The following is a 2,568-nucleotide window of genomic DNA, read 5'->3' on the forward strand; positions in this document are numbered from 1 at the left end:
AGAAGAACTCAAATAGTAAGTAGAGTTTTTCAAGACCCAAGTTTAGGAACTTGTCCTTCTATGACAGTTAGAGAAAATTTATCTCTTGCTCTTAATAAGGGGAAATTGCTAAATTTAAAGAGATGTCTTCGTCATAAAACAAATGACTTGGAGCACTTATTTGAAGGAATTTCTCTAGATTTAAAAAAATACCTAGATATCAAAGTACAGTATCTTTCAGGAGGTCAAAGACAATCACTTTCACTAATTATGTCTAGTTTAGCAAGCCCTAAGGTTCTATTATTAGATGAACATACAGCGGCACTTGACCCAAAGACATCAAATGAAGTAATTGAATTAACTGATAAAATTGTAAGAGAAAAAAATATAACTACTCTTATGGTAACTCACAACTTAAAGCATGCACTTCAATATGGAGATAGATTAATAATGCTTCATAAAGGTGAAGTTGTCTTAGATGTAAATGATAGAGAAAAAGAAAAATTGACTATAGAAGAAATCTTAGAAAAATTTGAATATGCTGTTTAAAAAATAGCTATCACAATAATTTAATCTTAGTTTATTTACAAATTGGTTTATTTATAAAATATTTTTAATATCATAATATTTTTAGCAATACTACAACAATTCATATGAATATATGAACATATATAATAACAAAATTTTTGAGGGGGATATAAAAATGATTAATAAAAAAAGAATAGTAAGTTTAATTGTAGCAGGAGTACTAGGAGTATCAATGCTCACTGGATGTTCTCAAAATGGAGGTTCTGATACTTCAAAAGACAAAGAAAAAACAGACAATAAAGAAATAAAAAATATAGGAATCACTCAATTAGTAGAACATCCATCTTTAGATAAGGCAAAACAGGGATTCATAAAGGCACTAGAAGATAAAGGTTATAAGGATGGAGATAATATAAAAATAGACTTCCAAAATGCTCAAAATGATATGCCTACTACACAAAGTATCGCAAGTAAATTTGTATCTGATAAAAAAGATTTGATATATGCTATATCTACACCTTCAGCTCAAGCAGCTTATAATGCTACTAAAGATATACCTATAATCATGACTGCTGTTACAGACCCTGTAGAGGCTGGATTAGTTAAATCTCTTGAAAAACCAGGTGGAAATGTTTCAGGTACATCAGATTATCTTTCAATTGATAAAACACTAGAATTGGTTAAAACTTTAACTCCAAAAGCAAAGAAAATAGGTGTTATATACAATACTAGTGAAGTTAATTCAAAAATACAAGTTGATTCTCTACATGATTATGCTAAGAAAAATAATTATGAAGTTGTTGAAAAAGGAATCAGTTCTTCAAGTGAAGTTAACCAAGCTATTTCTAGTTTAGTTGGCAAAATAGATGTTTTGTATGTTCCTACTGATAATTTAATAGTTTCTTCTATGCCTATAGTTTCTAAAGTAGCTAATGAAAACAAAATACCTATAATAGCTTCTGAAGAAGGCTCTGTATCATCTGGTGCTTTAGCTTGTTGTGGAATAGACTATGAAAAACTAGGTTACAAGGCTGGAGAGCTTGCTATTGAAGTGTTAGAGGGTAAACCTGTTGGTGATATACCTGTTACTATGTTAGATGAAACTGAAATAATAATCAATGAAGATACACTAAAAGCACTTGACATGCAAAAGCTATCAGCAGATAATATAAAGTATATAAAGTCAGATAAAAATGCAAAATCTGCAGAGTAAAATGTAGTAAATTCAAAAAAGTAGGTAATATGAAAACTTTATATAGTAAGTACTCTTATCCACCCTAACCCTTTGAAAATTGTACTTATTGTAGCAATTTATTGCATATAAAGTTATTCATTTTCCATAAAAGTCGTCTATTTTGACGACAGATTATGAAAGTTGTATAACTTTCTAATCATTATTTGAGCTGTCTAAATAGAAATTTAAATTTCTTAGACAGCTTTTTTTTATAAATTTTAATAGCTACAGCTCTATCTTAATCCATATTTTCCTTTAATTAAATATTTTTTCACAAAAATTCCATTTAATTTACAAGTTTAGGATAACGTTTTTTTCAATTGATGTATTCTCTTTTAAAAATTCTATGTATATACTATGTAGTATCTTAATTAAATTTAGCAGTTGACTTTTATTATTGTATAATTTATAATTTATAACAAGTCAAGAATACATATAATTTTCTGACTAATTAAAATATTAAAAGGGAGAGATAATTATGAATACTTTATTAAACAATAAAAAATATTATTATTACTATAGCCACTATTTCTAGGGTTTGTACCTACGTTTTAACATAGATACAGACCCCTTAAGACTAGCAAAACTTTGGGATTGTATCTATGTAGGCTATATTGTTTATAGAGTTTTCATTTAACTATATAAGAGCCACATAGATTATACTATGTGGCTTATTCGTGTTTTTACCACATAGTTGTGTATACTATGTGGTTTTTTTATATACAAAATTAGCAAATAATTAAAATTATAAAAATATTTTCAAAGGAGTGTTTTATTTATGTCAGGTATTATATCTGTAATGACGCAAAGTTTAATTTTATCAATCA

2 protein-coding genes are annotated in these 2,568 nt (G+C 27.4%); both read left to right on the plus strand.

Translation table 11 applies throughout. The features are described 5' to 3' along the window. The coding region (locus tag KGF41_RS20440) for an ATP-binding cassette domain-containing protein (protein WP_227857133.1) at nucleotides 1-528 on the plus strand (528 nt) is incomplete at its 5' end. 154 nt (nucleotides 529-682) lie between these two features. After that, nucleotides 683-1,720 (plus strand): ABC transporter substrate-binding protein, encoded by a 1,038-nt coding sequence (locus KGF41_RS20445; RefSeq protein ID WP_227830490.1) that lies wholly within the window; start codon nucleotides 683-685, stop codon nucleotides 1,718-1,720. Nucleotides 1,721-2,568: the final 848 nt, after the last annotated feature.

This window comes from Clostridioides sp. ZZV14-6150 (assembly GCF_020657875.1).
Lineage (GTDB): Bacteria > Bacillota > Clostridia > Peptostreptococcales > Peptostreptococcaceae > Clostridioides.

What these genes read in the sequence shown, in the direction of transcription:
- KGF41_RS20445 (WP_227830490.1), top strand. Translation starts at nt 683, where the DNA reads ATGATTAATAAAAAAAGAATAGTAAGTTTAATTGTAGCAGGAGTACTA.